This window comes from Nonomuraea sp. NPDC048881 (assembly GCF_040649795.1).
Lineage (GTDB): Bacteria > Actinomycetota > Actinomycetes > Streptosporangiales > Streptosporangiaceae > Nonomuraea.
The window spans coordinates 282334-305680 of sequence record NZ_JBEZGC010000009.1 but is presented as its reverse complement, the minus strand read 5'-3'; the positions used below and the strand labels follow the sequence as shown (position 1 = coordinate 305680).

At 72.3% G+C, this 23347-nt stretch carries 25 protein-coding genes and 1 riboswitch; of the genes, 9 read left to right on the top strand and 16 right to left on the bottom strand.

The genetic code is table 11. The annotated features are described in order from the left end of the window. Positions 1-110: 110 nt before the first annotated feature. The 3 genes from AB0C33_RS31015 to AB0C33_RS31005 all read right to left on the bottom strand — a co-directional run bounded on the left by AB0C33_RS31015 (position 111) and on the right by AB0C33_RS31005 (position 2597). Positions 111-866, bottom strand: a complete 756-nt coding sequence (locus tag AB0C33_RS31015; protein WP_358294047.1) for a thiazole synthase — start codon at positions 864-866, stop codon at positions 111-113. Then, complete coding sequence (thiS, locus tag AB0C33_RS31010) at positions 859-1059, bottom strand: sulfur carrier protein ThiS (protein ID WP_352331034.1); 201 nt, start codon at positions 1057-1059, stop codon at positions 859-861. The genes AB0C33_RS31015 and thiS overlap by 8 nt, the downstream gene beginning before the upstream one ends. After that, entirely contained in the window at positions 1056-2597 is a 1542-nt protein-coding gene (locus AB0C33_RS31005; protein ID WP_358294045.1) for an FAD-dependent oxidoreductase, read from the bottom strand. Before AB0C33_RS31005 ends, thiS begins: the two co-directional genes overlap by 4 nt. After that, a riboswitch (TPP riboswitch) is annotated at positions 2587-2703 on the bottom strand. It overlaps the preceding gene by 11 nt. A gap of 52 nt (positions 2704-2755) precedes the next feature. Here AB0C33_RS31005 and AB0C33_RS31000 point away from each other — a divergent pair. The 3 genes from AB0C33_RS31000 to thiE are packed head-to-tail and all read left to right on the top strand — an operon-like array spanning position 2756 to position 4961. Next, a complete protein-coding gene (locus AB0C33_RS31000; RefSeq protein WP_358294043.1) occupies positions 2756-3925 on the top strand; it encodes an FAD-dependent oxidoreductase in 1170 nt (389 codons plus the stop codon). Positions 3926-3955: 30 nt separating this feature from the next. Beyond that, positions 3956-4330: an Rv2175c family DNA-binding protein gene (locus AB0C33_RS30995; protein ID WP_358294041.1), complete on the top strand. Its 375-nt coding sequence runs from the start codon at positions 3956-3958 to the stop codon at positions 4328-4330. Continuing rightward, positions 4308-4961, top strand: a complete 654-nt coding sequence (gene thiE, locus AB0C33_RS30990) for a thiamine phosphate synthase (protein WP_358294039.1) — start codon at positions 4308-4310, stop codon at positions 4959-4961. Before AB0C33_RS30995 ends, thiE begins: the two co-directional genes overlap by 23 nt. 167 nt (positions 4962-5128) lie before the next feature. Here the strand turns inward: thiE and AB0C33_RS30985 are convergent, their stop codons facing one another. Further along, the gene (locus AB0C33_RS30985) at positions 5129-6196 is read right to left on the bottom strand and encodes a polyprenyl synthetase family protein (protein WP_358294038.1); all 1068 of its coding nucleotides are present in this window, start codon (positions 6194-6196) and stop codon (positions 5129-5131) included. 85 nt (positions 6197-6281) lie between these two features. Between AB0C33_RS30985 and metF the strand changes: the two genes are divergently transcribed. Continuing rightward, complete coding sequence (metF, locus tag AB0C33_RS30980) at positions 6282-7202, top strand: methylenetetrahydrofolate reductase [NAD(P)H] (RefSeq protein WP_357967900.1); 921 nt, start codon at positions 6282-6284, stop codon at positions 7200-7202. A gap of 187 nt (positions 7203-7389) precedes the next feature. On the opposite strand, the gene AB0C33_RS30975 is transcribed toward metF, so the two are convergent. Both AB0C33_RS30975 and AB0C33_RS30970 read right to left on the bottom strand, forming a co-directional pair. Beyond that, positions 7390-7953: a GNAT family N-acetyltransferase gene (locus AB0C33_RS30975; RefSeq protein WP_358294037.1), complete on the bottom strand. Its 564-nt coding sequence runs from the start codon at positions 7951-7953 to the stop codon at positions 7390-7392. A gap of 10 nt (positions 7954-7963) precedes the next feature. Beyond that, positions 7964-8440 (bottom strand): YbaK/EbsC family protein, encoded by a 477-nt coding sequence (locus AB0C33_RS30970; RefSeq protein WP_358294035.1) that lies wholly within the window; start codon positions 8438-8440, stop codon positions 7964-7966. Between the two features lie 99 nt (positions 8441-8539). Here AB0C33_RS30970 and AB0C33_RS30965 point away from each other — a divergent pair, with 99 nt between their 5' ends. Both AB0C33_RS30965 and AB0C33_RS30960 read left to right on the top strand, forming a co-directional pair. Then, the gene (locus AB0C33_RS30965; RefSeq protein WP_358294034.1) at positions 8540-9403 is read left to right on the top strand and encodes a L,D-transpeptidase family protein; all 864 of its coding nucleotides are present in this window, start codon (positions 8540-8542) and stop codon (positions 9401-9403) included. 77 nt (positions 9404-9480) lie between these two features. After that, a complete protein-coding gene (locus AB0C33_RS30960) occupies positions 9481-11259 on the top strand; it encodes a hypothetical protein (RefSeq protein WP_358294033.1) in 1779 nt (592 codons plus the stop codon). Here AB0C33_RS30960 and AB0C33_RS30955 read toward each other — a convergent pair. After that, on the bottom strand, positions 11242-11748 hold the full coding sequence (locus AB0C33_RS30955; protein WP_358294031.1) for a hypothetical protein: 507 nt from the start codon (positions 11746-11748) through the stop codon (positions 11242-11244). The two genes, AB0C33_RS30960 and AB0C33_RS30955, sit on opposite strands and share 18 nt — an antisense overlap. Positions 11749-11909: 161 nt before the next feature. Next, positions 11910-12509 carry a helix-turn-helix domain-containing protein gene (locus AB0C33_RS30950; protein WP_358294029.1) on the bottom strand — a complete coding sequence of 200 codons (600 nt, stop codon included), beginning with the start codon at positions 12507-12509 and terminating at the stop codon, positions 11910-11912. A gap of 91 nt (positions 12510-12600) precedes the next feature. On the opposite strand from AB0C33_RS30950, the gene AB0C33_RS30945 reads away from it, so the two are divergent. The 3 genes from AB0C33_RS30945 to AB0C33_RS30935 all read left to right on the top strand — a co-directional run bounded on the left by AB0C33_RS30945 (position 12601) and on the right by AB0C33_RS30935 (position 14893). Beyond that, positions 12601-13773 (top strand): cytochrome P450, encoded by a 1173-nt coding sequence (locus AB0C33_RS30945; RefSeq protein WP_358294027.1) that lies wholly within the window; start codon positions 12601-12603, stop codon positions 13771-13773. A gap of 6 nt (positions 13774-13779) precedes the next feature. Further along, positions 13780-13971 carry a ferredoxin gene (locus AB0C33_RS30940; RefSeq protein WP_358294025.1) on the top strand — a complete coding sequence of 64 codons (192 nt, stop codon included), beginning with the start codon at positions 13780-13782 and terminating at the stop codon, positions 13969-13971. A gap of 535 nt (positions 13972-14506) precedes the next feature. Next, positions 14507-14893, top strand: coding sequence for an SAV_6107 family HEPN domain-containing protein (locus AB0C33_RS30935; protein WP_358294023.1), 387 nt, complete (start codon positions 14507-14509; stop codon positions 14891-14893). Between the two features lie 345 nt (positions 14894-15238). Here AB0C33_RS30935 and AB0C33_RS30930 read toward each other — a convergent pair whose 3' ends face one another. From AB0C33_RS30930 to AB0C33_RS30895, 8 genes are all read right to left on the bottom strand, one after another. Beyond that, positions 15239-15733, bottom strand: coding sequence for a transcriptional regulator (locus AB0C33_RS30930; protein WP_026214021.1), 495 nt, complete (start codon positions 15731-15733; stop codon positions 15239-15241). Between the two features lie 300 nt (positions 15734-16033). After that, positions 16034-16900 (bottom strand): universal stress protein, encoded by an 867-nt coding sequence (locus AB0C33_RS30925; protein ID WP_358294021.1) that lies wholly within the window; start codon positions 16898-16900, stop codon positions 16034-16036. A 1-nt stretch (position 16901) separates the two neighbouring features. Continuing rightward, the gene (locus tag AB0C33_RS30920; RefSeq protein ID WP_358294019.1) at positions 16902-18323 is read right to left on the bottom strand and encodes an amino acid permease; all 1422 of its coding nucleotides are present in this window, start codon (positions 18321-18323) and stop codon (positions 16902-16904) included. Between the two features lie 25 nt (positions 18324-18348). Then, positions 18349-19284 (bottom strand): carbamate kinase, encoded by a 936-nt coding sequence (gene arcC / locus AB0C33_RS30915; RefSeq protein WP_352353193.1) that lies wholly within the window; start codon positions 19282-19284, stop codon positions 18349-18351. After that, positions 19285-20289, bottom strand: a complete 1005-nt coding sequence (gene argF, locus AB0C33_RS30910) for an ornithine carbamoyltransferase (protein ID WP_358294017.1) — start codon at positions 20287-20289, stop codon at positions 19285-19287. A gap of 44 nt (positions 20290-20333) precedes the next feature. Beyond that, a complete protein-coding gene (locus AB0C33_RS30905; RefSeq protein WP_358294015.1) occupies positions 20334-21578 on the bottom strand; it encodes an arginine deiminase in 1245 nt (414 codons plus the stop codon). Further along, entirely contained in the window at positions 21575-22990 is a 1416-nt protein-coding gene (locus tag AB0C33_RS30900; RefSeq protein ID WP_358294013.1) for an amino acid permease, read from the bottom strand. Before AB0C33_RS30900 ends, AB0C33_RS30905 begins: the two co-directional genes overlap by 4 nt. A gap of 105 nt (positions 22991-23095) precedes the next feature. Beyond that, positions 23096-23311: a DUF3040 domain-containing protein gene (locus AB0C33_RS30895; protein ID WP_358294011.1), complete on the bottom strand. Its 216-nt coding sequence runs from the start codon at positions 23309-23311 to the stop codon at positions 23096-23098. Positions 23312-23347: the final 36 nt, after the last annotated feature.

The window sequence follows — 23347 nt, the reverse complement described above, 5'->3', positions numbered from 1 at the left end:
CGTCTCCGGTGGCGTCTCCCGGGGGCGTCTCCGGGGCCGTCTCCCGGGGGCGTCTCCGGGGTGTCTCCTGGGCGTCTCCGGGCCGTCTCCTGGGCGTCTCTGGGGCGCCTCTAGGGGGTCGTCGGTGAGGACGCCTCGGCGTAGCGCCGGCGCGGGATCCGGCCCGCCTGCCGCGCCTGGCGTCCGGCCGTCACGGCCGCCCTCATCGCCGAGGCCATGAGCTCGGGCCGCTGCGCCCGGGTGACCGCCGTGGCGAGCAGTACCGCGTCGCAGCCCAGCTCCATGGCCAGGGCGGCGTCGCTGGCCGTGCCGATGCCGGCGTCGAGGATCACCGGCACCCCGGCGGACTCCACGATGAGCTCGATGTTGTGCGGGTTCCTGATGCCGAGCCCCGAGCCGATCGGCGCGCCCAAGGGCATCACCGCCGCGCAGCCGGCCTGCTCCAGCCGCCGCGCCAGCGCCGGGTCGTCGCCGATGTACGGCAGCACCACGAACCCGTCGGCCACCAGCCGCTCGGCCGCGTCGAACGTCTCGATCGGGTCGGGCAGCAGCGTGCGCTCGTCGGCGATGACCTCAAGCTTGACCCAGTTCGTCCCCAGGGCCTCGCGGGCCAGCCGGGCCGTCAGCACGGCCTCGCCCGCGGTGAAGCAGCCCGCGGTGTTCGGCAGCACCTTGATGTCGCGGCGGCGCAGCACGTCGAGGACCGAGCCGCGGGCGCCGGGGTCGAGCCGCCGCATGGCCACCGTGGTCAGCTCGGTGCCCGAGGCGACCAGGGCCTGGTCGAGCACCTCCAGAGAGGGCGCGCCGCCGGTGCCCATGATGAGCCGGGAGGCGAACTTCTCCCCGGCGATGATCAGCTCATCCACCCTGCACCGCCGTCAGCACCTCGACGCGGTCGCGGTCGCCGAGCGCCGTCGTCTCCCACGAGCTCCGCGTCACCACCTCGTCGTTCACGGCCACGGCCACGCCGGTGGTGGCGGTGGTCAGCGTCCGTACGGCCTGGGCCACGGTGGTGCCGTCGGCCACCTCGTGCGCGGCGCCGTTGATCGTCACAATCATGAAATATCCCGAAATCTCGCGGGCGAGCACAGCGCGGCCAGCTCGCCCTCCTCACCCGTCAGAATCCCCGCGCCCGTCGAAACCTCCGCCACCCGAGCCGCTGCCTGGGCCGCCGTCTGCATGCCTGTCCGGCCCGCCGTCTGGCCCGCCGTCTGTGTGGCCGTCTGGGCCGTCGTCGGGGCCGCCGCCGGGGACGCCGTCGTCGTGGACGGTGTCAGCACCGCCGACGTGACCAGGACCGCCGTCAGGGGGGCCAGCAGCACCCCGCCCCGGTGGTGGCCGGTCGCCAGCACCAGCCCGGGGACCTCGCCCGCCCCGATGATCGGCAGGTTGTCGGGGGTGCCCGGACGCAGCCCGGCGACCACGTCGGCGACCTCCAACTCGGTGACGCCCGGCACCAGCTCCCTGGCGTCGCGCAGCAGCTCGTAGAGCCCGCCCGCGGTCACCCGGGTGTCGAACCCCAGCTCCTCCTGGGTCGCCCCGAGCACCAGCTCGCCGTCGCCCCTGGGGACGAGGTAGACGGGCGCGCCGTGCACCATCCCGCGTACGCACCGGCCGAGCAGCGGCTGCGGCGAGCGCAACCGCATGATCTGCCCCTTGACCGGCCGGACGGGCACGTCGGCCAGCTCCCCGCTCCACGCCCCGGCGGCCAGCACCACCCGCTCGGCCGCGATCTCCGGCACCGCCGGCTCAGGCTGACCGGGCACGGCCTCAAGCCGCACCCCCCTCACAGCACCGGTCACAGCTCCCGCCACAGATCCTGCCGCACGGCCTGTCCCAGCACCGGTTCCAGCACCGGTTCCAGAGCCGGTTCCAGAGCTGGTCCCAGCGCCGGTCGCGGCGGCCGGAGCGGCGTCGCCGTCGCGCAGCAGGCCGGTCACCCGCGCCCGCACGACGGGCACGCCCAGCCGGTCGAGCGCGGCCAGCAGCGCCGCCGTGACCCGGCGCGGATCGACCCAGGCGTCACCGGGGGCCAGCAGCCCGCCGCGCACCGAAGGGGCCAGCATGGGCTCCAGACGCCGGCACTCGCGCCCGGTCAGCCGCTCGACCCGCAGCCCCAGCTTGTCCATGAACGCCGCCAGGTCGTCGAGCGCCGCGAGGTCGTCGGCCCCGAAGGCGACGTCGAGCGTGCCGTCGGCGCGCAGGTCGAGCGCACGGCCGGCGGCCCCCTCCGGCCCGATCACCCCGAACGCGCCCCCGAACGCCTCCCCGGCCCTCGCCCCGGCCCCGCGACCGGGACCGCCGCTCAGCCCCGTGCCGAGACCTGCCCCAGAGCGCGCCCCGAGATCCGGGCCGAGGCCCGCGTCGGCGGCCAGTTCGGCGGCGAAGGACGGCCATCGGCTCAGCGAGGCGGCCCCCAGCCGCAGCAGCGGCTCCTCGGTGTAGGCGACCTCGCTGACGGGCGCCAGCATCCCGGCCGCCGCGTAGGACGCCCCGCGCCCCGGGGCCGGATCGACCACCGTGACGGGCAGCCCCTCGCGGGCCAGCCGCCAGGCGATCGACAACCCGACGACCCCGCCGCCCACGATCACATTCATCCGCGCTCCCTTCGCCGGCATGATCCGGATCAGGTGTCTTGCGGTCGAAGGCCCGCTCAAGCCTTCCTCTCAGCCCGGTGACGGCCGGACTCCCGCGCGTCTTGCGCCTCCAGCCTACGGCCTCGGCGCGACGTGCCGGCACCGCCCCCGTTATGGTCATGAACGTGAACCATGTCGTAGTGGTGGGAGCGGGCCTGGCCGGGCTGCGCAGCGCGGAGGCGCTGCGCGGGCGCGGCTTCACCGGACGGATCACGCTGATCGGCCAGGAGCGCCATCGGCCCTACGACCGTCCGCCGTTGTCCAAGGCCGTGCTGTCCGGCGCGGCCGACTCCAGCTTCCTGGAGGCCGACCTCGACGCGCTGGAGGTCGACTTCTGGCCAGGGGTCACCGCCAAGGCCCTGCGCGAGGGCGTCGTGGAGACGACCGAGGGCGAGCTCGGCTACGACGGCCTCGTGATCGCCACCGGCACCGAGCCGATCACCGTGCCCGGCGACGGCCCCCAGCACGTCCTGCGTACCCTCGACGACGCCCACGAGCTGCGCGCCGGGCTCGTGGCCGGAGCCCATGTGGCGATCATCGGCGCCGGCTGGATCGGCGCCGAGGTCGCCACCGCCGCCCGCAAGGCCGGCTGCTCGGTGACCGTGATCGAGGCCGGCCCCGCCCCGCTGGCCAACGCCGTGGGCCCGGAGATCGGCGCCCGCACGCGACACTGGTACGACGGCATCGACCTGCGCCTGAACACCATGGTCGACGAGGTGGACGAGGGCGGCGTGCGGCTGGTGGGCGGCGAGTTCGTCCAGGCGCACGTGGTCGTCACGGGCATCGGCGTGCGCCCGGCCGTCGAGTGGCTGGCCGGCTCCGACATCGACCTGCACAACGGCGTCGTCACCGACGAGCACCTGCGCACGTCCATGCCGAACGTGGTCGCCGCCGGCGACTGCGCGGCCTGGTGGTCGCGCCGCTACGGCGTCCGGCTGCGCGTCGAGCACTGGGACACCGCGCTCGGCTCGCCCGAGGTCGCCGCCGCGACCCTGCTGGGGGAGGAGGCCGTCTACGACCCGGCCCCCTACTTCTGGTCCGAGCAGTTCGGCCACATGGTCCAGTACATCGGCCACCACCCCTCCGGCGACCGCCTGCTCTACCGGGGCGAGCCCGAGGGCAAGTGGTCGGCCGTCTGGCTGACGTCCGGCGACACCCTCGCCGCCGTGCTCGCCGTCGACCGGCCCCGGGACTACGTGCAGGGCCGTAGGATCATCGAAGGCGGGCATCGCCTCGACACAGAACGCCTGGTAGATCCAGAGGTCCCCCTACGGGATTGTGTTGTTTGAGCAAGGACGGCATGTGGTAGTTGTGGTTTCGTGACGCTTTCTGTTGCACAGATCGACCGGGAGACCGACCAGCTCGTCGACGAGTGGCTCACTCTCCCCGAAGTGGCCTCACGCCTCGACCTCTCGATCGGGCGGGCCAAGCAACTCCTCAAGGACCACAAGCTGCTCGGCGTGCGCCGTGGCGGCGGCGGGCCACAGGTTCCCGCGGTGTTCCTCGACGGGAAGGACGTGATGAAGGGCCTGCCCGGCACACTGACCGTGTTGCAGGACGCCGGCTACGACGACATCGAGTCGCTGCGCTGGCTCTTCACCCCAGACGAGTCCCTGCCGGGGTCGCCCATCGAGGCGATCAAGGCCGGCCGTCACACGGAGGTCAAGCGGCGTGCCCAGGCCCTCGCTTTCTGAGGCCCGCCTCTATCTCTGCACCGACGGCCGCCGCGACCGCGGCGACCTGGCAGAGTTCCTCGACTCGGTGCTGGCCGGCGGCGTGGACATCATCCAGCTGCGGGAGAAGGGCCTGGAGGCACGCGAAGAACTCGCGCTCCTGGAAGTCTTCCGCGACGCCTGCGACCGGCACGGCAAGCTGCTGGCCGTCAACGACCGGGCGGACATCGCCTTCGCCGCCCGGCCCGACGTGCTCCACCTGGGGCAGGACGACCTTCCCGTGACGGTCGCGCGAGAGATGCTCGGCGACGACATCGTCATCGGCCGGTCCACCCACTCCGTCGCCGAGGCGTCCGCCGCGGCCGTGGAGGAGGGCGTCGACTACTTCTGCTGCGGCCCGATCTGGCCCACGCCGACCAAGCCGGGCCGCCACGCGCCCGGCCCGGCGCTGCTGCGGCACGCGGCCTCACTGGGACCGGCCCCGGGGGCGGCCGCGCCGCGGCCGTGGTTCGGGATCGGCGGCATCGACCTCACCAACCTCGACGAGGTCATGTCGTACGGCGTGAGCCGCGTGGTCGTCGTACGGGCGATCACCGACGCGGAGGACCCGGGGGCGGCGGCGGCCGAGTTCGCCAAACGCCTGACCCCCTGACACTGCCCCCCTGACACTGCCCCCCTGACCCACTGACCCCCTGACACGACCGGGCGCCCGTCCACGACGGGCGCCCACACTCTGCGGCGAGGCCGCCCGCACTCTGCGGCGAGGCCGCCTGCCGAAGCGGGCCGCTCCGGCCGGCCGCCGGTACCAGGGGCCCGGGGTCAGGTCCTGCGGGACGTCGCGGCGATGGCCAGCTCGGCCAGCGCCGTGCGCGACCCGGCGGTGACCGGCGCCTCGTCGAGCGCGGCCAGCGCGTCGGCGAGATAGCCGGCGATCAGGTCCTCGCACTCCCGCAGCGCGCCGCTGTCCGTGATGATCTCGCGCAGGGCGCTCACCCCGTCCTCGTCGAGCGCGGGGTCGCCGAGCAGCCTGCGCACCGTCGCGGCCGCCTCCGGAGCGGCCCCGGCCAGGGTGCGGGCCACCAGCATCGTGCGCTTGCCCTCTCGCAGGTCGTCGCCGGCCGGCTTGCCGGTCTGGGCCGGGTCGCCGAAGACGCCGAGGATGTCGTCCCTGAGCTGGAAGGCGATGCCGACGCGGCGGCCGTAGCCGGTGCACAGCTCGTCCATCCACGGCTCCAGCGCGCCGGCCGCGAGCACCAGGCCGAGCCTGAGCGGCTGCTCCACCGAGTACTTGCCGCTCTTGAACAGCGCCACCCGCAGCGCCGACTCGAAGGTGTTCTCGCCGTGGGCCTGCTCCAGCAGGTCGAGGTACTGGCCGCACATCAGCTCGGTGCGCATGTGGTCGTGGACGGGCTGGGCGGCGGCCAGCGACGCCGGCGGCAGGCCGCTGGTGCGCCACATCTCGCCCGACCACACCAGCAGCAGGTTGCCCAGCAGGATGGCGGCCCCCTCGCCGAACTGCTCGGCCGAGCCGTGCCAGCCCTCCTTCTCGTGCAGGGACTGGAAACGGCGGTGGGCGGCCGGCATGCCCCTGCGCAGGTCGCTCTTGTCCATCACGTCGTCGTGCACGAGCGCGCTGGCCTGCAACAGCTCCAGCGACGCGGCGGCGGTGAAGATCTCGGGCACGTCGGTGCCGCCCGCGCCGCGCCAGCCCCAGTAGCAGAACGCGGGACGCAGGCGCTTGCCGCCGGCCAGCAGGTCGCCCGCGGCGGCGCGCAGCGGTTCGAGCTCGGCGTCGCCCGAGGCGGGCAGCTGCCGTTCGACGAACTCCCCGAGGGCGCGCTCCACCTGGGTGCGCAGGGCGTCCATGCTCGCGGCGTCAGTGGTCATGCCTTGAGACTAGTGGGCGCGGACTCGGGGTCGGGTCCCCGGTCTAGGGGCGGCCGACCCGGACACCGGCCTGTACGCTTGGGACATGGCGCTTGGTCGACCCTCCATCCTGCCCGATCGTGTCCCCACCGTCCGTGAGCTGCTCGCCACCGGTGGCCGGTCGTTCTCCTTCGAGTTCTTCCCGCCGAAGACCGACGAGGGCGAGCGGCAGCTGTGGAAGGCGATCAGGGAGCTGGAGTCCCTGCGCCCCACGTTCGTCTCGGTGACCTACGGGGCCGGCGGCTCGACCCGCGACCGCACGGTCGACATCGTCGAGCGCCTGGCCCACGACACCACGCTCACCCCTGTGGCGCACTTCACGGCGGTCAACCACTCGCTGCGCGAGCTGCGCCACCTGGTCGGCCGCTTCGCCGACGCGGGGGTGCGCAACATCCTGGCCGTGCGCGGCGACCCGCCCGGCGACCCGACCGCCGAGTGGGTGCGGCATCCCGAGGGCGTGCTCTACGCCGAGGAGCTGGTGCGGCTCATCCGGCAGGCGGGCGAGTTCTGCGTGGGGGTGGCGGCGTTCCCGTACAAGCATCCGCGCTCGCCGTCGATCGAGTCCGACACCGAGTACTTCGTGCGCAAGTGCCGCGCGGGGGCCGACTACGCGATCACCCAGATGTTCTTCCAGGCCGACGACTACCTGCGGCTGCGCGACCGGGTGGCGGCCCAGGGCTGTGACACGCCGATCATCCCGTGCATCATGCCGGTCACGCAGATGAGCACGATCGCGCGGTCGGAGCAGTTGTCGGGGGCGCCGTTCCCGGCGGAGGTGGCGGCCCGCTTCGAGGCGGTCGCCGACGACCCGGCCGCGGTGCGGGCGCTCGGCATCGAGCACGGCGCGGAGTTGTGCCAGCGGCTGCTCGACGAGGGCGCGCCCGGCATCCACTTCATCACGTTCAACCGGTCCAGCGCCTCGCGCGAGGTGTTCCAGCGCCTGACGCCGGTCGCCGCCACCGCCTGACCCGCCGTCCCGACCCCACGCAGAGCGGATGCCCGTCACCCGCCCGCAGGGGGACCGGGCGGGTGACGGGCAGGGGGTGGTATCCAGTCGGTAACGTGTCCGTCACTTTCTGTCATCAAGATGCCCTCGGGCATGACCTGGCAAACCCTGCGAGTACGGGCTTTACCTGCGGTGATGTGCGACGCCCTCAGTCGAGGGGGAGTGGGCGGCCGACGATCGCGTACTCCTCGTGGCCGCCGGGGAAGACGAAGCGGGTCAGCAGGTCGGCGAAGCCCATGCTGGCGTAGAGGTGGCGGGCGGCCGTGGGGCGGTCGTGCGTGGACAACACGGCCGAGCGCTCGGCGCGGCCGGCGCACAGAGTTCGGATCATGGCCCGGCCGACGCCCTTGCCCTGGTGGTCGGGGTGCACGTGGATCTCGGCCAGCTCGAACGCGTGGCCCATCCAGGCGTGCGCGGCCTCCTCGCCCGCCTCGTCGGCCAGCGCCCTGCTCACCACGTCGTGCCACCACTGGCCGGTCGCGCCGCGGAAGCCGTACGCGAAGCCGACGATCCGGGGGCGCGCCACACCGGTCGGGTCGCGCAATTCTGCGAAATAGCACTGGAAATGGGGATATGTGCCGTGGTTTCGCATGATGGTCTTGCGGCCGGCGATCTGCTCGGGGGGCGGGTTCATCGCCGCCGTGTAGATGTCGATCACCGTGTCCAGGCGTTCGGTGAACTCGGCCGGGCCCGCCCCGCGAAACTCGATCACTCGTCGCACATTACTCGACGTCGACCGGAGTGCCTCCGGTGATCGCCACCAACTCCTCGAACGTCGTCGGGAACACCGTCAGCGGGTGGCCGCCGGCCGCCCACACCACCTCGTGCTTGCTCAGCCAGTTGTCCACCAGGGTGCGGACGGGGGCCGGATGGCCGACCGGGGCCACCCCGCCGATCGGCTGACCGGTCGCCGCCCTGACGAACTCCGGCGTGGCCCGCCGCACCTTGGCGACACCGGCCGTACGGGCGATGAGCTCGACGTCCACCCGGTGGGCGCCGCTGGTCAGGACCAGCAGCGGCGCGCCGTCGGCGTCGAAGATCAGGCTGTTGGCGATCGCACCCACCTCGCAGCCGAGCTGGGCGGCCGCGGTCGCCGCGGTCGGGGCCTTCTCGGGCAGGACGACGATCTCTCCGGTGGCGCCCGCCGCGCGCAGGGCGGCCTCCACGACGACGGCGTTCGCCGGCAACTTCTCGGACATGAGGACACTCTAAACAGGTTGACCGGCTTATTACCTGTTCATGGTGGGTGGTGTAGGGTCCATCGATCCGGATAGTTCGTGATATGAGAGGTGGTACCGGTGGGGGCTCGACGGCTGCCCGGAGTGGCTGCTCTGCTGACGGCTGGGGCCGTCGTACTCACGGGCTGCGGCGCACAGGCGGGCACATCAGCCGCGACGGCCGGGATCACCGGCGCGCCGAACACGGCCGGCACAGGCGGCGCGGCGGGGGCCGAGGCAGGCCCGGCGAAGGCGCCCGTCACAGCGCTCGTCACAGCGCCCGTCACAGCGCCCGTCACTGCGCCGCGCAAGACGCTGAAGCTGGGCGCGAAGGGCACGTCCGTCACCTGGCTGCAGCGGCGCCTGGCGGCTCTGGGCTACCTGCCCGGCAAGGCCGACGGCCGTTACGGCGGCACCACCCTCGCCGCCGTCTGGGCCTTCCAGAAGGTCAACGGCATCGCGCCGACCAGCACGATCGCCCGCAGGACGTGGGAGGCGCTGGAGCAGCCGAAGACCCCGAAGGTGCTGGTGGGCAACGGCAAGCCGACCCGCGCCGAGGTCAACCTGACCAAGCAGATCATGGTCCTGTACGTCGACGGCCAGGTGCGGCTCATCACCCACATCTCCTCCGGCAGCGGCGTCCCGTACTGCGAGACGACCACCTGGCAGGGCAAGGAGCAGCGCTTCTGCGGCTCGGCCCGCACGCCGACCGGCGACTTCCGCACGACGTGGCGGGCGAGCGGCTGGCACAAGTCCTACCTGGGGCAGCTCTACAACCCGATCTTCTTCAACGGCGGCATCGCCTTCCACGGCGCGCTGTCGGTGCCGCTCTCCCCGGCCTCGCACGGCTGCGTGCGCATGCCGATGAACGTCGCCGAGGTGCTGCCCGGCCTGCTCGGCAAGGGCGTGCCGGTGCATGTGAGAGGCGCGTTCAGGCGCGCATAACGTCCGCATAACCGGATCCGGTGACGGCCGGGTTATCCGCCTCTTGCTGGACTTCCCCCGATTTGAGGGGGAATTCCATGACGACGTTCGCAGCTCGTGTTCCGGCTCCTGCCCCGTACGTGCGGCGCAGGAGCCGGTCGCGTTCGTGGTGGTTGCTGGCGATCGGATGGGTGGCGCAGGTCGCGCTGCGGCTGTGGTTGTTCCGGCAGCACGCCGGGCCCGTGGCCAACCCGGACGAGACCGGATACCTGATCGCCGCCCGGTGGCTGGCCGGCGGGCCCGGGGCGGATCTGACCGGCTTCACCTTCTACCAGGGCGGCTACCCGCTGCTGCTGACGCCGGTGTTCTGGTTCACGCAGGATCCGGTGGTGGCCTACCGGCTGGTCGTGGCGGTGGGGTCGATGGTGGCGGCGGGGGCGTTCCCGCTGGCGTACCTGCTGCTGCGGCGGCTGGGGACGGGGCCGCGGGCGGCGATGGCGGCGGCGTTCGCGGGCGGGTTGTCGCCGTCGCTGCTGCTGTTCTCGGGGCTGGCGCTGGCCGACGCGGTCCTGCCCACCCTCGTCCTGGCCTGGCTGGTCGCGCTGCACGACCTCGTGGCCAGGGGGTCGGTCAGGGCGGGGGGGCTGGGGGGCGGCCTGGCGGGGTACGCCATGGCGGTGCACCTGCGCGGCACCGTCGTCCTGGCGGTGACCCTGCTGGCGATGGCGGGGATGCTCATCGCGGGCCGCCGGGGCCCGGCGGGGAGGTTCTTCGCGCGCCGCCGCGGCGTGGCGGCCGGGACGGCGACGGCGGGGCTGTCGATCGCGCGCCGCAGGGGCGCGGCGGCCGGGCTGGTGGCCGCCGTGGTGGCGGCGGGAGCGGCGACGGCGCTCAACCGGGTGTTGTCAGCGGCGCTGTACCCGGGCGGGGCGCGTGACCTGTCCGGCCTCCTGGCCGAGCGGGTGAGCGGGCTCGACGGGCAGGCGTGGGCGCTGGCGGGGGCGGCCGGGCAGCTCTGGTACCTGATCGCCGGGACCTGGGGGCTGGCCGGGGTCGGGCTCGCGGGCGCCGTCGCCGTCGTGGCCAGGCGGTCGGCGCCGGGTCCGCGGCGCGTGCTCGCGGCCGTCCTGCTGGCCACGACCCTGGGCATCGCCTACGCCTCCTCGGCCGCGCTCCCCGACGAGCACCGGATCGGCAACTACGCCTACGGCCGTTACCTGGCCTGCGTGGCGCTCGCCTGGACCCTGGCCGGGCTGCTCGTGCTGGCCAGGGCCGGCCGCGGGGCCGTCGTCCGGCACGCGCTCGCGGCGGCCGGGCTGCTCGCGGCGACCGGCGGCGTGGTGGTCCGGTACGCCGGGGACCGGCTCCATCGGTACGCGTTCATCGCCTTCGACTTCCCCGAGGTGATCTTCCTCAGCCGGGTGCGGGACTCCTTCGACCTGGTCGCCACCTCCCTCGCGGCGCTCGCCCTGCTGGCGGGCCTGGTGGCAGCGGCGCTGCTGACCGCCCGCCGGGGGTGGCCGGCGGTCCTGGCCGTGCTGGCGGCGGTCAACCTGGTCTTCGCCGCCGACCTGGCGCCGAAGTCCGCGCCCGCCGCCGGGCCCGACTGGCTGCCCGTGCTCACGGGCCCGGGACGGGTGGCCGTGGATCGGCGGGTGATGTGGAACGTCCGGGCCGTCCTGGCCTACCGCGTCTCCTGGACCGAGGCCGAGCTCTACGACGGCACGCCGCCGGCCGGCGTCTGCACCGCCGTCGTCCCGCCCGGCTCGGGGCCGGCGCACGCGGGGTGGGCCGCGACCGGCGCGGGCGGCACCCGCCAGGGCTGGACCACCTGGGTCAGCGACCGCTGCCCCGGCGGGTCAGCGCGGGAGCGTTGACGCCGTCCGGGCCGCGGTGTACGCGCGGACCATGCCGACGGCCTGGGCCAGGGCCGCCGCCAGCAGGAGCAGGGCCGAGAACCACTGGTACGGCGGGAGCGCGTCGGCGAAGGCCTGATGGTCGTAGAATCCGGCCAGCCGCGGTACGGGGTTGTAGACGGCCGCCGCGAGCCCGAGCGTGTACGGCAGGATGAGCACGCCCGACAACACCAGCAGCGCGCCGCGACCCCGGGCCGCGCGGCGCAGCAGCAGCAGGCCCACCACGGCGATCCCCGCGGCCGCGACGCCCGCCACCAGCGCGATGCCCCTGACGATCCACCACAGGTCCGAGCCCAGCGACGTCAGGCCGCCGGAGGTCATCGGGTCCGCCGGATCGGGGCCCCGCGCCCCCGACGCCGTGCGCAGGGCCGCGTAGTTGACGGCCGCGTACGCCGCGGCCAGGACCGGCCCCGACAGCAGCAGGATGAGAGTGCCCGTCCGTTCTCGCACCGATCCCCCTCACACGGCCGTGCCCGTACGGCCGATCCGCCGGCTGCCCGCCACTCGCGCCGATTCGCGTACGGCCGGTCCGTCAGCTGCCCGCCATCCGCGCCGACAGCCTGTCAGACGCGTGCCGTCACCCGCCACCCTCGGCCGCGCGGGCAGGGTGGTCAGCGGGGGAGGCCGTGGAGGGCGATGTCGGCGGCCCGGCGGGCGGCGTCGCGGGCCTGCTCCACCGGGAGGCCGTCGTTGAGCGTGGTCATCACGGCCAGCTTCACCGCGCCGATCAGCGACCCCACGGCGGCCGCCGCCTCGACCCGGTCGAGCCGGCCGGGATAGGCCGCCGACAGCGCGTCCGCCAGCCGGAGCTGGCTGTCGAACAGCAGGTGCAGCGCCCGCGCCTGAAGGGGCGGCTCGCGCATGATGAGCTCCAGGCGCAGCGCCGTCTGCTCCGACCAGGTGTCCCGGCCGTCGTCCGACGTCGAGAGCGCGTCCTCGATGAAGGCGCGCAGCAGGTCGGCGGGCGTCTGGCCGGGAGCGGGCGCGGACAGGAACGCCAGCGCGCGCTCGATCTGGTGCTCGGAGTCGTAGAAGAGCACGTCCTCCTTGCTGGCGAAGTAGCTGAAGAAGGTGCGCGTGGAGACCTCGGCGGCGGCGGCGATCTCCGCCAGCGTGGTCTCCTCGTAGCCCTTCTCGCCGAACAGCCGGAGCGCGCCCTCGATCAGCGCCCGGCGCGTGCGCTGCTTCTTGCGCTCCCGCAGTCCTACCATGACGGAACTCTACACCGATTTACGAATTTCATGCATTGAAGTTTTGCATCGATTGAGGTTTTCTAGGGAGTGAGCTCGGAAGGGAGCCAGCATGTCCGACCTGACCTTTCCCATCGCCCGCCGGCGGCCGTTCGATCCGCCCGAGGAAGCCACGGCCCTGCGACAACAGGGCGCCATGCACCGCCTGACCTTCGCCGACGGCCACCTCGGCTGGCTGGTCACCGGCTACTCGGCCGCCCGCGCGATCCTGGCCGATCCCCGCTTCAGCAACCGTCCGGAGCGGCTGCACCCCGTCGTGCCCACCCGGGTGCAGCTCCAGCAGCAGCTGCCACCCGGGTTCTTCCTGCGCATGGACGCGCCCGAGCACACGCGCTACCGCAAGCTGCTCATGGGACAGTTCACCGTCCGGCGGATGAAGGCGCTGGAACCCAGGATCGAGGAGATCACCCACTCCTGCCTCGACGCCATGCAGGCCGCCGGGCCGCCCACCGACCTGGTGCAGTCCTTCGCGCTGCCGATCCCGTCGCTGGTGATCTGCGAGCTGCTCGGGGTGCCGTACGAGGACCGCGCGGTGTTCCAGGAGGAGACCAAGATCCTGGTCAACCTGGAGACCAAGGCCGACGACGCCCTGGCCGCGTTCGCCAGGATCGGGGCGTACCTGTCGGAGCTGATCGGCCGCAAGCGGGCCGAGCCGGCCGACGACCTGCTCAGCGGGCTCGTCGGGGAGCTGAACCACGAGGAGCTGACCGGGGTCGCGTTCCTGCTCCTGCTGGCCGGGCACGAGACGACCGCCAACATGCTGGGGCTGGGCACGTACGCGCTGCTCACCAACCCCGACCAGCTCGCCGCCATGCGCGACGACCCCTCGGTGGTGGACAACGGCGTGGAGGAGCTGCTGCGCTACCTCACGATCATCCACCTCGGTCCGGTGCGCAGCGCCCTGGAGGACGTCGAGATCGAGGGCCACCTGGTCAGGGCGGGCGAGTCGGTCGCCTTCCACCTGCCCACCGTGAACCGCGACCCCTCCCGCTTCCAGGACGCCGACCGCCTCGACGTCCACCGGCCGGTCGGCGGGCACCTGACCTTCGGTCACGGCATCCACCAGTGCCTCGGGCAGCAGCTCGCCCGGGCCGAGATGCGCATCGCGTACCCGGCGCTGCTGCGGCGGCTGCCTGGCCTACGCTTGGCCGTAACGCCTGAGGAGGTGCCGATGCGTTCGGACATGAGCGTCTACGGAGTGCACCGCCTCCCTGTCACTTGGTAGGTCACGATGAAGATCACAGCGGATACGACGGTGTGCATCGGGGCGGGCATGTGCGCCCTGACGGTGCCGGAGGTGTTCGACCAGAGTGAGGACGAGGGCACGGTGGTGCTGCTGCGCGAGGCGCCCGAGGAAGGGCAGGAGGAGGCCGTGCGGCGCGCGGTGTCCCTGTGCCCGTCGGGGGCCATCTCCGTGTCCTGAGCCGCCGCCTCGTCCGCTCTGACCGTCCCGCCGCCGCCACCGCCCCCGGTGGCGGCGGCTTCGTGCGCTCCTGGCGTCCTCGCGGGCGGCGATCACCGTGCCCGAACGGAGGGGCCTCGCGGGACGGATCGATCATTTCGCGCCATGGTCATCGAACCTGTGTTCGTGGAACAGGTTGACACCGAGCGTGATCGAAATTATGTTCGACCTAGTGGCGGTGAGGCTCGCGGCTCAACGTCACCCAAGGGCCTGGCCGCGGTCGTTCGCTTCCCCAAGCGATTCCCGTGGCCAGGCTCCACGGGCGAAGGGCGCGTCCTCGTCGTCGGCGGAGACGAGTGGGCGTGTCCTGGCCGGACGGGGAGAGGGGAAGCTCCTCGTCCGGCCGGCCCGGCGGAAATGTCGGTGGCGTCTGAGAGTGTTGGCCTCACCGGCGGAGACGCCGGCCGCCGCCCACGACTCCAAGGAGGCGCGCAAGATGGCACCACGGCCTAGAGAAACGCCCGGGCCCCGGCTGTCGCCTGCGGTTCGGGCACACTTGACCGATTCACGTTCCTGCCTGGCGGAGGCGACCGCCGCCCGGACGCCGGCATCCCGATATGTGGCCGCCCACCTGGCGGCTCTTCGTGCGGCTGCGGCGATCCTGGCCGCCCGTCCCCGTCCCATGGAGGGCCGCAGGCGCCGTCTGCGCAGCGCGTGGGAGCTGCTGCCCGAGGCCGAGCCGCACCTCGCGGAATGGGCCGCCTACTTCTCCGTGAGCGCCGCCAAGCGCGCGGCCGCGGAGGCGGGCGTGGTCCGCGGCATCAGCGCGGCCGACGCCGGCGAGATCCTGGCCGAGGCCGAGACGTTCGTCTCGACGGTGGAAGACCTGCTCGGCGTCCCCGCCCAGCCCCAGCTCCCGGTGGACGTGCCGCTGGCGGGCTGACCCCGCCGCCCGGCTCTCCAGGCGACGCCGCCGCGCGGAAGAGCGCGGGTGGCGGGGTCTAACAAAGCCGATGAACGTGAGCAAGGCGGCTGTTGCTGACACGTGTGCCCAAAAGGGGGCCGGTCGGAGCTTCGCTACGTCGGGCCTTGGTGGTCCCGCTTGTCCCTCTGGTGGGCCTCGCTTCGCGCCTGGCCTCTCGGGGGCGCGTGCGGGTCTCAGGAATCGCTTTGGGGATTCGGGCCCTTTGTCGCGTTCGCCGAATAATTGAAAGTTCATTTTCGGGGCGGTACGACGGAGGGCCCGCCAGGGGAATTGGCGGGCCCTTCGGAGGTGAAGCGGTGGGTTCTAGAAGGACTCGACGGCCCGGCGCGCCTCGGCGTCGAGCACGCCCCAGCTGATGAGCTCCTCGGTCAACTCGCTGGGCGACTTGTCATAGATCACAGCCAACGAACGCAGGTCCTCCTGGCGGATCGACAGGACCTTGCCGTTGTAGTCGCCACGCTGGCTCTGAATGGTGGCGGCGTAACGGGCAAGCGCTCCGGCCTTCTCCTTCGGCAGTGTCGCCAGGCGCTCCAGGTCGATCACAAGCTTGGGAGTGGGCCCGAGCGGGCTCGGCGCGGCGCCTCCGGGCAGCAGCTCGGAGACGGGCACCCCGTAGAAGTCGGCAAGCTCGGCAAGCTTCTGCACGGTGACAGCTCGGTCGCCACGCTCGTAAGAGCCCACGACCACGGCTTTCCACCTGCCGCGCGACTTCTCTTCGACTCCATGCAGGGACAGCCCCTGCTGGGTGCGGATGGCGCGGAGTCGTGCACCCAGCGACTTTGCGTACTCAGACGGCATCGTGTGGCCCCCCGGCTCTCGTATGTATCGCTCTTAGTAGATTGTGCTCCCTTGCGGCATATGCCCCAGCCACCGGGGGGTACGGTGCCAGGCTCGGCACCATCGGTAGCCGTGGCCCTGGGTTTACCCCAGAACGCCGCGCGGTGTGGTTACGCACAGTGACGGTAAAGGGGTGGGAGCCTAAGGTCAAGCTGATTGGAAAAAAGATGCCGAATCCGGTCCGGGAGGGAACGCAACAAACGCCCCTCTTGTACCGGTGGCAACACTACTTCGTCATAGTTTGACGAGTGAAATCGAGCGTCAGGTCTCGCGGGTCAGAATCATGACCGGGCAGGTCGCGGCCTGGACGATCTTGATGGACGTGTCGCCCAGGAAGACCCGGCGCAGCGGCCCGGCGTCGCTTGAGGCGCACACGAGCAGCTCTCCCGGCAGCCACGTGGTCGTGCCGAGCGCCTGTGCCACGTTCCGGCCCTCCAGGAGCTCCACCTCGACCTGAAGCCTGCGCCGCTGCCCCCGCGCCGCCGCGCGCAGGTCCGCGGCGGCCTGGTCGCGCAGCCGTACGAGCATGTCCTCCTCGACCTGGACGCGGCGGCCGGTCCTGACCACCAGGGTGACCAGCCGCAGCGGGATGTCCAGGGTGACCGCGGCCTTGGCCGCGCCCCGGACGGCGGCGTCGGCGCCGGGCCCGCGGCGGTAGGCGACGGTGATGCGCTCGAACGCGGCCGGCGGGTCGTCGCCGTAGCCGCGCGGGGCCAGCAGCACGGGCACCGGGGAGGAGTGCAGGAGCTGGTCGGCGGTGCTGCCGACGGTGATGCGGGACCGGGTGCCGCCGGGCGCCGAGCCGATGACCACGACGTCGGCGCCGCGCCTGCGGGCCACCTCCACCAGGCCGCGCCCGCTGCCCTTGTTGGTGTGGCGCACGTACTCGGCCTGGTCGCCGGCCAGCTCGCGGGCCCGCGCCAGCGCGGTCTCGGCCTGCTCGCGCAGGTAGGAGCGCCAGGCGCCCTCGTCGGCGCGGGCGGGGCCCGGCGTGGTCGTCACGGGCGGCTGGACGGTCGCGACCGTCAGGCTGCCCCCGGTCTGCCGGGTCAGCACGACGGCCAGCGCGAGCCCGTCCCCGCCGCGCGGCTCGGCGATGTACCCGGCCAGCACCTTGTCGAACTTCATGTCACCGCACCTCGGCATTCAGCCGTGAATGCCCGTAGCCGTACAGGAAATAGCAGATCAGGCCGACCAGCATCCACAGGCCGAAGGCGGCCCAGGTGACGCCGGCCAGCCCGGCCATCACGATGACGCAGAAGATCGCGCCGAGCGCCGGGGTGAGGGGGAAGAGCGGCGTGCGGAAGCTGCGTGGCAGCTCCGGGCTGCGGTAGCGCAGGACCAGCACGCCGACGTTGACGATGAGGAAGGCGAACAGGGTGCCGATGCTGGTGGCCTCGGCGAGCTGGCCGAGCGGCACCAGCCCGGCCAGGACCGAGATGAACAGGGCCACGATCAGCGTGTTGGCGACCGGCACCTGGTGGCGCGGGTTCACCCGCTGGAAGATCCGGGGGATGAGCCCGTCGCGGGACATCGCGAACAGGATGCGGGTCTGGCCGTAGATGACCGTGAGCACGACGCTGGCGATGGCGATCACCGCGCCGAAGGAGACGATCACGCCCGGCCAGGAGGCGCCGGTGGCCTGGTCGACGATCTGCGACAGGCTCGCCTCGGTGCTCTCCGGGTCGAACTCGGTCCACGGCTTGGCCCCGATGGCGGCCACGGCGACCAGGACGTACACGGCGGTGACGATGAGCAGGGACAGCAGGATGGCCAGCGGCAGGTCGCGCTTGGGGTTCTTGGCCTCCTCGCCGGCCGTGGAGGCGGCGTCGAAGCCGATGTAGGAGAAGAACACCTGCGAGGCGGCCGCCGTGATCCCGGCCACCCCGAGCGGCGCGAACGGGGTGAAGTTCCCGGACTGGAACGCCGTGAACGCCACCGCGCAGAAGAACACCAGCACCGCGATCTTGATCAGCACGAACACCGCGTTGGCCTTGGCCGACTCCGAGGCCCCGTAGAGCAGCAGCCAGGTGGCCAGGAGCACGATGAGGATCGCGGTGACGTTGACCACGCCGCCGTCCTGGCCGGGGGAGCGGGTGATCGCCTCGGGCAGCGTCCAGCCGAACAGGCTGCGCAGGAACGCGTTGAGGTACTCGCCCCAGCCCACGGCCACGGCCGCGACGGACACCGCGTACTCCAGCATGAGGCACCAGCCGCACACCCAGGCCACCAGCTCGCCCAGCGTCGCGTACGCGTAGGAGTAGGACGACCCGGACACCGGGATCGTCCCGGCCAGCTCGGCGTACGACAGGGCCGAGAACAACGCCGTGACGGCCGCCAGCACGAACGCCAGCACCACCGCCGGCCCCGCCTTGGGCACCGCCTGGCCGAGGATGACGAAGATGCCGGTGCCCAGCGTGGCGCCCACGCTGAACAGCGTCAGCTGCCACAACGTCATCGTGCGCCGCAGCTCGCCGCCCTCGCCCTGCCCGCCCTCGGCCACGATGCGCTCGGTCGGCTTGGTGCGCAGCAGCCGTGCGGCCAGTGTCACGTCGGTCTCCTAGAGGGTCGGTCTCCTAGAGGGTGCTGGTCAACGGCCACATCCCGTTGGGCGTGACAATCGTGCCCGCGGAACCGGCGAGTATGTCCTTCGCCTCGTCCAGCCTGCCGATGGCGGCCATGTCGCCGGTCGTCTCGACGAAGCGGCACACCGCCTCGACCTTGGGTCCCATCGACCCGGCCGGGAAGCGCAGGCCGCGCAGCTCGTGCGGGGTGGTGCAGGCGATCTCGCTCTGGCCGGGGGCGCCGAAGTCGCGGTACACCCGCGGGACGTCGGTCAGGATGAGGAAGGCGTCGCACTCCAGCGCCTCGGCCAGCATCGAGGCGGTCAGGTCCTTGTCGATGACGGCCTCGACGCCCGCCAGCCGGCCGCGCGCGTCCCGCACGACCGGGATGCCGCCGCCGCCCGCGCAGACCACCACGACGCCCTCGCGGACCATCTTGCGGATCAGCCGGGTCTCCACGATGCGCTGCGGCGTGGGGGAGGGGACGACGCGCCGCCAGTGGTCGCCGTCGGGCTTGACCGTCCAGCCGTACTCGGCGGCCAGCTTGCGGGCCTCGTCCTCCTCGTAGATCTGGCCGACGAACTTGGTGGGGTCGTCGAAGGCCGGGTCGACGGCGCTGACCAGGGTCTGGGTGACCATGGCGAGCACCTGCCGGCCGGGCAGGGCGTTCTGCAGCGCCTGCTGCATCCAGTAGCCGAGCATGCCCTGCGTCTGCGCGCCGAGCGTGTCGAAGGGGTAGGGCCGGCTCAGGTTCGGGTCCGCGGCGCTCTCCAGCGCCAGCATGCCGACCTGGGGGCCGTTCCCGTGGGTGATGACCAGCTCGTGCTCGCCGGCCAGCTGTGCCAGCGTCCTGACGGCGGTGGCGATGTTGTCCCTCTGCACGTCGGCGTCCGGCTTCTGGCCGCGCTTGAGCACCGCGTTGCCGCCGAGTGCGACGATGACCCGCATTCAGTCCCCCAGGGTTGCGACCATGATCGCTTTGATGGTGTGCAGCCGGTTCTCGGCCTCGTCGAAGACGATGGAGCGCGGCGACTCGAAGACCTCGTCGGTCACCTCCAGGGCCTCCAGGCCGGTCCTGGCGTGGATGTCGGCGCCGACGCCGGTCTCCCGGTTGTGGAAGGCGGGCAGGCAGTGCATGAACTTCACGCCCGGATTGCCGGTGGCCCGGACGACGTCGTCGTTCACCTGGTACGGCAGCAGCAGCTCGATCCGCTCGTCCCACACCTCCTTCGGCTCGCCCATCGAGACCCACACGTCGGTGTAGAGGAAGTCGGCGCCCCTGACGCCCTCGGCCACGTCCTCGGTGATGGTGATCCGGGCGCCGGTGGACCTGGCCAGCTCCTCGGCGGGCCGCACCGCGAGGTCCCGGTCGGGCCGCAGCGCGGCCGGCGTGACCAGGCGGATGTCCAGGCCGAGCAGCGCGCCGGTGACCAGCAGCGAGTGGCCGGTGTTGTTGCGCGCGTCGCCCAGGTAGGCCAGGGACACCTCGCGCAGCGGCTTGTCGCTGTGCTCCTGGACGGTGAGCATGTCGGCCAGCATCTGCGTGGGGTGCCACTCGTCGGTCAGGCCGTTCCACACCGGCACGCCGGACAGCGCCGCCAGGTCCTCGACGTAGGACTGCTTGCTGCCCCGGTACTCGATGCCGTCGAACATGCGGCCCAGCACCCGCGCGGTGTCCCTGACCGACTCCTTGTGCCCGATGTGCGAGCCGGCCGGGTCGAGGTAGGTGACGTGCGCCCCCTGGTCGTGGGCGGCCACCTCGAACGCGCAGCGGGTGCGGGTGGAGGTCTTCTCGAAGATGAGCGCGATGTTCTTGCCCTTGAGCCGCTGCCGTTCGATCCCGGCGTACTTGGCGGCCTTCAGCTCCGCCGACAGGTGCAGCAGGAAGCCGAACTCCTCCGGCGTGAAGTCCAGTTCCTTGAGGAAACTGCGGTTGCGCAGGTTGAACGCCATGTCGCCCCTTCCCTGTGACCGTCCGGGTGCCGGCCGGAGGTCCGCTAGATGCCGTCGCGCTCCAGCGGGCAGCTCATGCACCGCGGGCCGCCGCGCCCTCTGCCGAGCTCGCTGCCCCGGATGGTGATGACCTCGATGCCGTTGTCGCGCAGGTGGTTGTTCGTGGTGGTGTTGCGCTCGTAGGCGATGACGACGCCGGGCTCGACGGCCAGGCCGTTGCAGCCGTCGTCCCACTGCTCGCGTTCGGCGGCGTACACGTCCTGGTGGGGGGTCAGGACGGTGATGTCGTCCATGTCGAGGGCGCGGGCGATGGCCTTGTGCATGTCCTGGGGCGGGTGGTCGGTGACCCTCAGCTCCTTGGAGGTCTCGCCCGGCTCGATGGTGTACGCCGGCAACATCCCGAGCCCGGCGTACTTGGTGAACACCCCGACGTCCAGCATGGTCATGACCGTGTCGAGATGCATGAACGCGCGCGCCTTCGGCATGTCCAGCGCCACGATCCGGGTCGCGGACCCGGCCGCGAACAGCCGCTGGGCCAGCATCTCGACCGCCTGCGGCTGGGTGCGCTCGCTCATCCCGACCAGCACCGCGCCGCGCCCGATGACCAGCACGTCGCCGCCCTCCAGGGTCGCCGGGGCCATCGCGTGACCGGGCAGCCAGCAGTGGAAGCCGCCCTCGTAGGGCCGGTCGAAGCCGGCGGCGAACATCGGGTGGAACCGGTAGACGGCCTCCAGGTTGACCGTCTCGCGCATGCGGGCCTTCTTGCGCATCGCGTTGATCGACACGCCGTCGTAGATCCAGCAGGAGGTGTCGCGGGTGAACAGGTGGTTGGGCAGCGGCGGCAGGACGAAGTCGTCCTCGGCGGTGGTGTGGAAGGCCACCGACTTGGGGTCGCAGCCCATCGCGACCAGCTCGCGCTTGGTGATGCCGCCGGTCAGGTGCATCTGCAGGGTGCCGGCGTCCATGCCGTCGAGGGTGTTGCGGATGTCGTCGATGGCGGTCGGGCCGAGCCAGCGTTCGTCGATGACCGCGTCCAGGATGTGCTTGCGGGCCTCGGGGATGTCGACCACGTCGCGCAGGAGGTCGGCCAGCATGTGGACGACGATGCCGCGCCCGCGCAGCACCCGCTCGAACTCCTCGTGCTCCTCCACCGCGCGCTGCACCCACAGCACGTCGTCGAACAGGAAGGCGTCCTTGTTGCTGGGGGTCAGCCGCTTGAGGGCCAGCTCCGGCTTGTGCAGCAGGACCTGGCGCAGTCGGCCGACCTCTGAATCGACATGAAAGGTCATTTTTCAGATATCCCCTCAGCGCGCCGGACATCACGCGGGCCGTACTCGCCGTGCCTGGCCTTCAGCCAGATGTAGACGGGCACGCCGACCAACAACATCAGCGTCCCGCCGAGCACGGCGGGGGGGCCCGAGCCGTACGCCATCCAGAACGAGAACAGCAGCGCGAGCACCGCGACGGCCAGGTCGCGGGCCAGCCGCCCGCGCTCGATCCGCCGCTCCCGGGTGACCAGCCAGAACAGCTGCGCGGCGGCCGAGAAGAAGTAGGGGATGACCGTGGTGAAGGAGGCCAGCAGCACGATCGTGTCGAAGGCGTTGGCGGAGGCGTAGCCCACCAGCAGCATGAGCGAGGTCAGGACGGTCCCGGCCAGGATGCCCGTCAGGGGCGCGCCGCGCCGGGAGACCACGGAGAAGGCGGGCGGGAACAGGCCGTCCTTGGCGGCGGCCAGCGGCATCTCGGCGACCAGCAGGGTCCACCCGTTGAGCGCGCCGATGCCGGAGACGACGGCGCAGGCCGCCATGAGCAGCCCGCCGCCGGTGCCGCCGAACATGTGGTCCAGCGCCGCGGCGAAGGGCGCGGTGGACCCGACGAGCTCCTCCTGCGGCACGGTGCCCATCACGGCGACCGTGCTCAGGATGTACATGACGGCGCAGGCCAGCACGCCGATGACGCTGGCCCGGCCGATGGTGCGGACCGGGTCCTTGACCCGGTCGGCCGCGATGGCGGCGCTCTCCACGCCCGAGTAGATGAACAGCGTGACCGCTCCCGCCAGGGAGACGGCCGAGACCCAGCCGCCGCCGCTGGCGTTGAACGGCGGGTAGTTGTCCTGGTGCACGAAGAACAGGCCCACGATCGCCACGAACAGCAGCGGGGTGAACTTCAGGATCGTGGTGACCACCTGGAAGGCGGCCGCGTTGCGCACGCCGGCCAGGTTCACCACGGCCGGGATCCACAGCCCGGTCAGGCCGATGAGGATCGCGCCGAGCGTGCTGCCCCAGTTGAGCCCGAACAGCCCGTGGGCCAGGTACTGGACGTAGCCCACCCACGCCACGGCGATGGCCGCGTTGCCGATCCACGCGGTCAGCCAGAACGACCAGGCGATCCAGAACCCGGCGAACTCCCCGAACGCCTCGCGCGCGTAGGCGTAGGGGCCGCCCGCCGCCGGGATGCGCCCGCCCAGGCGGCCGAAGACGATCGCCATGGCGATGGCGCCCGCGGTGACCAGGACCATGGAGACCAGGCTCACCGTGCCGAACGCGGCCAGCGAGGCGGGCAGCAGGAAGATGCCGGTGCCCACGACGTTCCCCATGACCAGCGCGACGGCCGCGCCGAGGCCGAGGCCGCCGGCGGCCGCCGGGCGCCTCCCGCGCGCCGCCGTGGTCACGCCGTCGGAGGGCGGACGTGGTTCCCCCATGCGTGCCCCCCGCGCGAGTCCCCAGGAAGAGCCGCCGCCGAGCGCGTACGGCCCTCGGGGACGTGCCCTACGCGAAGGACGCCGACACGGGAGGTTGCGCGGGTTTTACCTGATCACGGCGTGCGGCAGGGGGTCGGGTGAACCCGTCAGCAGCAGCACGACGGCGAACACCGCCAGGCACAGCGCCATCAGCGCCAGCGGCCAGGCCAGCGACGCCGGAGCGCCGTGCCGGGACATGGCCGCGAACAGTTCGGGGTCCTCGTCCCTGACCTGCCGGGCGATGGCCTTGAGCACCGACTGCTCGCGTGCCGACAGCGCCATGTGAAACCTCCCCCGAGAAGACTTAGAGCAGGTTTT